5 protein-coding genes and 1 tRNA gene are annotated in these 6,825 nt (G+C 65.1%); 5 read left to right on the top strand and 1 reads right to left on the bottom strand.

The features are described from left to right. Positions 1–807 (top strand): PRD domain-containing protein (locus RWX87_RS06215; protein WP_399552327.1); only part of this gene is annotated, 807 nt, incomplete at its 5' end. A 123-nt stretch (positions 808–930) separates the two neighbouring features. Here the strand turns inward: RWX87_RS06215 and RWX87_RS06220 are convergent. After that, positions 931–2,031 (bottom strand): diacylglycerol kinase family protein, encoded by a 1,101-nt coding sequence (locus tag RWX87_RS06220; RefSeq protein ID WP_314688697.1) that lies wholly within the window; start codon positions 2,029–2,031, stop codon positions 931–933. A 165-nt stretch (positions 2,032–2,196) separates the two neighbouring features. Between RWX87_RS06220 and serS the strand changes: the two genes are divergently transcribed. From serS to RWX87_RS06240, 4 genes are all read left to right on the top strand, one after another. Beyond that, positions 2,197–3,483, top strand: a complete 1,287-nt coding sequence (gene serS, locus RWX87_RS06225) for a serine--tRNA ligase (protein ID WP_314688698.1) — start codon at positions 2,197–2,199, stop codon at positions 3,481–3,483. A gap of 232 nt (positions 3,484–3,715) precedes the next feature. Continuing rightward, positions 3,716–3,799, top strand: a tRNA-Ser gene (locus RWX87_RS06230). Positions 3,800–4,040: 241 nt separating this feature from the next. Beyond that, entirely contained in the window at positions 4,041–5,153 is a 1,113-nt protein-coding gene (locus RWX87_RS06235; protein ID WP_314688699.1) for a phosphotransferase, read from the top strand. Positions 5,154–5,222: 69 nt separating this feature from the next. Beyond that, positions 5,223–6,728: an amino acid permease gene (locus RWX87_RS06240; protein WP_314688701.1), complete on the top strand. Its 1,506-nt coding sequence runs from the start codon at positions 5,223–5,225 to the stop codon at positions 6,726–6,728. The last annotated feature ends 97 nt before the right edge of the window (positions 6,729–6,825 follow it).

Here is a 6,825-nt window from a genome sequence, read left to right on the forward strand (position 1 = left end):
CTGGCGAACGACCACGGCCGGGAGGTCATCCTCACCGGCCGTGGGCTCGGATTCCACGCCAGGCCCGGCCAGAAGGTCGACGACGCGAAGGTCGTCCGCACGTTCCTTCCCACGGATGGGAGGGACCCCGACCATATCGCCGAGCACATAGCGGGCGTCCCCCCCGAGGTCATCCGTCTGGTCACGGACGCGATGGCCCGGGTGGGGCTTGCGCATCAGGCCGAGGAGTCGCCCACCCTGGTGGTGGCGCTCGCCGACCACGTCTCCGGCACCCTGCGTCGGCTTGGTGAGGGGACCAGCGTCGAATACCCCCTCGAAGCCGAGGTCAGGGCCCTGTACTCGGAGGAGTACGACCAGGCGCGTCGGCTTGTCGACGAGCTCAACCACAGCCTCAAGGGGGCGCTGCCTGTCGCGGAGGCGGTGGCCTTCGCCCTGCATCTGGTCAATGCCGGATTCTCGACCGGCGACCTGTCGTATACATATACGATGACGGGCATCATCCAGCAGATGCTCACCGTCATCGAGCGCACATATCTCGTGACCCTGGACCAGCGCAGCGTCAGCGTGGCGCGGTTCATCACGCATCTGCGGTATCTTTTCGTCCGCATTCACCAGGGGCGTCAGCTCGATCGCGAGCCGGAACCCATCATCGAGTCGATCCGGCAGTCCTATCCCGACGAGATGCGCTGTGCGGCGAGGATCGCCTCCATCGTGGAGCTCCGTCTCGGCGCGGCGCTCACGCAGGATGAGATCGGGTACCTTGCGCTGCACATAGCCCGTGTCGTGGCGGACGTCTCCCAGCCCTGATCGGGATCCGCAGATGGATCGCAGCGGCGTCGGGGCCAGCCCATGGAGACCCGCTGCGGATGCCGCTCCCATCGGAGCGCATGGGACTTCCGACGCGGATGATAATCCGGGTCGTCTTTCGCGTCACCTCCTGCGCTGTGCCCCGTCAGTCTCCGGCACCCTCACGCACAGCGCCCGGCGTTCCACGCTGAAGCCGATGCATCGCGTCTCGCCGAGCATGTCCCCGTCCACCTGGGCCAGCGCCGGCTTCTCCAGGAGGATTCGCGCGGAGACCCCCTGCACCTGCTCGATGGTCGAGTTCGTCGACAGCGGGCTCTGCTGGGCCTTTCCGGTGATCGTCTGATGGACCACGTCCCCGAAGAGACTCGCCCATCCGATCAGGCCTCCCGAGGTGTCGATGACCTCGAAGTCCAGCAGGCCGTCATCGAACGAGGCCTCGGGCATCAGCGAGAAGACGGGGATCTGTCCGCAGTTGCCCGCCATGAAGGTTCGGAAGGTGAGGTCCTCCCTCGTGTGGTCCCTGCCCTCGACGTCCGTGATCGTGACCGATCCGTGGTATTTGGGGGCGAAGAGGTTCTTCACGCCGCCGATGAAGTAGGCGAGCCAGCTGATGTTCTTCTTGAGTCTGGGGTCGGTGTCATCGATCATGAGCGCGTCGAAACCGATGCCCGCCACGATGAGGAAGGCATGGGGATGCGGATCGTCGGAGTCGAGAAGCGCCATGCGTCCCACATCGACCATCCGCGATCCATGGGAGGTGGCCACGGTGAGCGCGGCGTCGATGTCATCCAGCGGGATCCCCAGGTTGCGCGCCAGCAGGTTGCCGGTCCCGATGGGGATGACGCCCATGGCGTGGCCGGTTCCCGACATCGTGCTCGCCACCGTCCGCACCGTGCCGTCCCCGCCCACGGCGATGACCACGTCCGCGCCGTGCTCCAGCGCCTCGCCGGCGCAGGCGCCGCCGTCCTTGTCCAGCCTGGTCTCGATGAATTCGACGTCGCGGATGTGCCGTGAGCGGCAGAACTCCTCGATATGGCGCCGTCTCTCCTCCGCCTGTGGCTTGGAGGGATTGATGACGAAGGCGTAGTGGACGCGGTCGCGGATGCGCGACAGCAGCGAGACGACGACTCGTCGCCGGCGCCACAGGCGGATTCCGGCCGCGGCGGAGACAAGCGCCACGGTCAGGACGGCGAGTGTGACGAGAACGACCGCTGTCTGGGACATACCTCGATTGTGTCCGAATCGTGTTGATTCCGTTCTCCAAGCCGTCGGACGTCGACGATTTCTGCACGAAGCCGGCATGGACCGGGAGAGAAAGGGCGTTCCCGGGCCCTTCTGCGGCGGATTCCTCGTGTCGGGCGTGTCGTCTTTCGGCATTAGGCTGAAGCCATGCTCGATATTCAGTTCATCCGTGATCATGCCGATGTCGTCCGTGAGTCGCAGAGCCGTCGCGGCGAGTCCGTGGAGCTCGTCGACGAGGTGCTCCGCTCCGACGAGACCCGTCGCTCCTCGCTCAAGGAGTTCGAGGAGTCACGCGCCCTCCAGAAGGAGCTTGGGCGCAAGGTGGCCTCCGCCTCGGCCGAGGAGCGGGCGACCCTCATCGCCCGGACGAAGGAGCTGTCGGCGAAGGTCTCCGCGGCCAGGGCGACCGCCGACGAGGCGGCCGAGCGATACACCACCGCCATGTGGAAGCTGTCCAACGTCGTGGAGCCCGAGGCTCCCGAAGGCGGGGAGGACGACTACGTCGTGGTGAAGAAGGTCGGCACGCCGCGCGACTTCGTAGCAGAGGGCTTCGAGCCCAAGGATCACCTCACCCTGGGCGTCGGCGTCGCCGGCATCGATATGCGCCGCGGCGTCAAGGTCTCCGGATCCCGTTTCTATTTCCTGCGCGGCGCCGTCGCACGGCTCCAGATCGCCATGCTGACCATGGCCGTCGACCAGGCCGAGGAGAGCGGTTTCACTCTCGCCATCACGCCCACTCTGGTGCGTCCCGAGGTCATGGCCGGAACCGGTTTCCTCAATTCCCATTCGGACGAGATCTACCGCCTCCGCGAGCCTGACGACCAGTATCTCGTCGGCACCTCGGAGGTCGCACTCGCCGGCATGCATGAGAACGAGATCCTCGATCTGTCCAAGGGACCGCTCAAGTACACTGGATGGTCGAGCTGCTACCGTCGTGAGGCCGGCGCCGCCGGCAAGGACACCGTCGGCATCATCCGCGTCCACCAGTTCGACAAGGTCGAGATGTTCGTCTACTGCCGGCAGGAGGACTCCCGCGAACAGCATGGCCATCTGCTTGAGATGGAGCAGAGGATGCTCGCCAAGGTCGAGGTGCCCTACCGGATTATCGACACCGCCGCCGGCGACCTCGGGTCGTCCGCGGCACGCAAGTTCGATTGCGAGGCCTGGGTGCCGACGCAGGGACGCTACCGCGAGCTCACGTCGACGTCCAACTGCACCGAGTACCAGGCGCGGCGCCTCAACATCCGGGAACGTCAGGAGGACGGGTCCACGCGTCCCGTCGCCACCCTCAACGGCACGCTGGCCACCACCCGCTGGCTGGTCGCCATCCTCGAGAACCATCAGCACGCCGACGGCTCCATCGACATCCCGACGGCGATGAGGCCCTACATGGGAGGTCGTGAGGTCATCGAGCCGACCACCTGGGAGGCCTGAGCTGTCCGCGAGCCGTCTGTCGTCCCGTGGGCGTTCGTGCGTCGCGGTTTTCCCGCTTTCCTTCGGCGGACGCGGTCGGCTGATGAGGAGCGGCCATGGGAGTCCGGGATGGATGGCGCCAGGTGCATCCATGCATGGTGGGGTTTGTCGGTCATCCCGTCGGTGGAGAGGACTCGGACGACGGGGTAGAATGGCCATTCGTCCGCGCCTCGGCATGCCGAGGCCGGTGCATGGACAGGTGTCCGAGCGGTCTAAGGAGACGGTCTTGAAAACCGTTGTGGCCTAGCCACCGCGAGTTCGAATCTCGCCCTGTCCGCGTTGAGGGCCCCGGGAGGAATCCCGGGGCCCTCGTGTTTTCCCTTCGAGATGGCGATGAGCGGTAACACGCCATTAATCCGGAGGCCCGGGAAAGTTACAGCATCGTAACCCCCTTCCGAGGAGTTTGCACGCCCTCACTGGAAGAATCTGCTGTATCAGCGCGGGAGATCGTCCCCTCCGGGTCCGCGGCGGGAAGCGGACCGGCGACCGTCACGCTGGTGAATGACGACGGAGAGCATATGCCAACTTCCATTACGGGTCTGCTTGACGACCCCGATGATGTGACAAGCCTTGATTCCTTCAAGGACCTGTCGAAGGGGGACAAAGCCCCCTACTGGCTTTTCGTCGGCGTATGCGCTTCCTGGGGCATCGGTCATGACCGGGCGGCGCTGACGCTGATCACCGTGTCGGAGAACGCCACCTTCCTTCTCACGCTGGATGGGGTCCCGCAGGGTGTGGTCCGGGTCTCCCAGCCGGGCTACGTCGGTGGTCCGCAGGCCGTCGCCTCCGAGATCGGCTGGCTCAACGCCCTCCATGACATCGGCGACGTGCATCTCATCAATCCCGTCCCCACCATCCGCGGCACGTTCGTGGCTTCCATCCACGATATGGATGGAAGGTCGTGGACCGTGATCTCGACGAAGTTCGTCCCGGGCACCGTTCTCGAGGACCTCGACAACCCGGCTCCCTACTACGTGACCATCGGCGGGTGGGCCGCGCGCTTCCACGCCCAGTCGAGAGCATGGAAGCCTCCGACGGGCTTCACCCGCTTCAACTGGGACATCTCCGACATGGTCGGGCCGTCACCGCGCTGGGGCCGATGGGAGAGCGCCCCTCTGAGCGCCGAGGAGAGACGGGTGTGCGAGCTGGCCTTGTGGAAGGCCATGGACGTCGTCATGAAGGTCCCCCGCACGACGCGGACGTGGGGGCTCATCCATGCCGACCTTCGTCCCTCCAACGTCATCATGGGCGCTGACGGGACGCTGACGGTGATCGACTTCGACGATTGCGGATACGGCTGGTACCTCTACGACTACGCCTCGTCCCTGAGCTTCATCGAGCATGAGCCTTACGCGCCACAGCTCGCCCGTGCATGGGTCGACGGCTACGAGTCCGTCGCTGGTCCGTTCGACGACGGCGAGCTGGCGGCGATGTCGGCGCTGTCGATGATCAGACGTCTGCAGATGCTCGGCTGGACGACGAATCATAGGGAGGATGCTCTTCCTCCGGGGCTTGCCGCGCAGCAGGCCCCGGGGTCGGTCGAGTGCGCACGACGCTATCTGGCCGATCCGCTCTGGCTGCTTCATGGGCCGGTCGGCGCCATCCAGGAATCCGGGGCATCCGGTGACTGAGACCACGACACCATCATCACGACACGGATCCCGGGCCTTCGCCGGCCGGGAGAGGGAAGGACGGACATCATGACCTCGGCCTCGATGGAAGGGAACACGGTAGGAACCGGTCTGGGCAGCGTCACCTATGTGGAGACGGACTCGGACTATTTCGACAAGAGACAGCTCAAACGCACCTCGGGTGTGTTCGGTCTATGGGCCATAGGAATCGCCGCGGTCATCTCCGGCGACTTCTCCGGGTGGAACGGCGGCATCGCCCAGGCCGGTTGGGGAGGAATGCTCATCGCCGCACTCGTCGTCTACGTCATGTACGTGCTCATGCTCAACTCGATCAGCGAGATGGCGTCCGCGATGCCTCATACCGGAGGGGCCTATTCCTTCGCACGTGCCGCCATGGGGCCGTGGGGAGGGTTTTTCACCGGTCTTGCAGAGACGATCGAATACGTGATGACGGCGGCGGTCGTCGTCTACTTCTCCTCGGCCTACGCCGATGCGATCCTCTCCGATCTGACCGGGTACTCCCTGGACTCCCAGGGGCTGCAATGGGTGTGGTGGATGGCCCTCTATGTGATCTTCGTGGTGGTGAACTGGCTCGGTGCCGAGACCTCCTTCCGGTTCGCCGAAGTCGTCTCCATCGCGGCTCTTGTCATCGTGGCCATCTTCGGCGTCGGCGCCTTCGTCGCGGGGAAGGCCGACTTCTCCTCTCTGCTGGACATTCCGGCGCAGGCCGGCGGGAGCGCCTTCCTGCCCTTCGGAGGGGCGGCCGTGTTCTACGCGATGCCCTTCGCCATGTGGCTGTTCCTGGGCATCGAACAGCTTCCTCTGGCGGCGGAGGAGGTCCGTGAGCCGGAGCGCAACATCCCGCGCGCTTCGCGCCTGTGCATCCTGACGCTCGGCGTTTCCGCCGTCATCATCGTGCTGCTCAACCCCGCAGTCGTCGGATCGAAGGCGCTGGCGGGCTCGGACGAGCCTCTGCTCGACGGCTACCGTGCGATTCTTCCGGGGAACCTTGCCGCCGTCCTCTCGGCGTTCGCCCTCATCGGCCTTCTGGCGTCCATCCAGGGAATCATGTTCGCCTATGGCCGGAATCTCTACTCGCTGTCCCGGGCCGGCTACTATCCGGCCTTCCTCAGTCTGACAGGCCGCCGCAAGACCCCCTACTGGGGACTGATCGTCGGTGCCGTCATCGGATTCGCCGCGCTGTTCATCATCGCCTACGGCGGTTCAGGCGCGGGATCGGTGGTGCTCAACATCGCCGTGTGGGGTGCCGTCCTCGCCTATCTGCTCCAGATGGTGTCCTTCGTCCTGCTGAGAAGGAACCTTCCCGACATCTCCCGTCCCTTCGTCAGCCGCTATGGTGTCCCGGGCGCCGTGATCGCGGGTCTTCTCGCTCTGGCGATCTTCATCGCCGTGCTGCTCAATCCCGATTATCGGCTTGCCGTCTACGTCATGGTGGGCATCTACCTCGTCGCCACCGTGTTCTTCGCGCTGTATGGGCGGAAGCATCTGGTCCTCTCCCCGGAGGAGGAGTTCGCGGCATCCGGAGGGAAGGGCGACTACCGAACCGAGGAATGATGGCAATCTCCTTCGTGGGGAATTCCACGACGAAGAAACGGGAAGGAATCATGGCAACACGTTCGACGATCATGGACACCAACAGCTTCCGGCCGGA

Origin of the sequence: uncultured Bifidobacterium sp., from assembly GCF_963540075.1 — a bacterium.
Lineage (GTDB): Bacteria > Actinomycetota > Actinomycetes > Actinomycetales > Bifidobacteriaceae > Bifidobacterium.

Excerpts from the sequence above, each read along its gene's own strand:
- RWX87_RS06220 (WP_314688697.1), bottom strand. The coding sequence starts at position 2,031 with ATGTCCCAGACAGCGGTCGTTCTCGTCACACTCGCCGTCCTGACCGTG.
- RWX87_RS06235 (WP_314688699.1), top strand. The coding sequence starts at position 4,041 with ATGCCAACTTCCATTACGGGTCTGCTTGACGACCCCGATGATGTGACA.
- RWX87_RS06240 (WP_314688701.1), top strand. The coding sequence starts at position 5,223 with ATGACCTCGGCCTCGATGGAAGGGAACACGGTAGGAACCGGTCTGGGC.
- serS (WP_314688698.1), top strand. The coding sequence starts at position 2,197 with ATGCTCGATATTCAGTTCATCCGTGATCATGCCGATGTCGTCCGTGAG.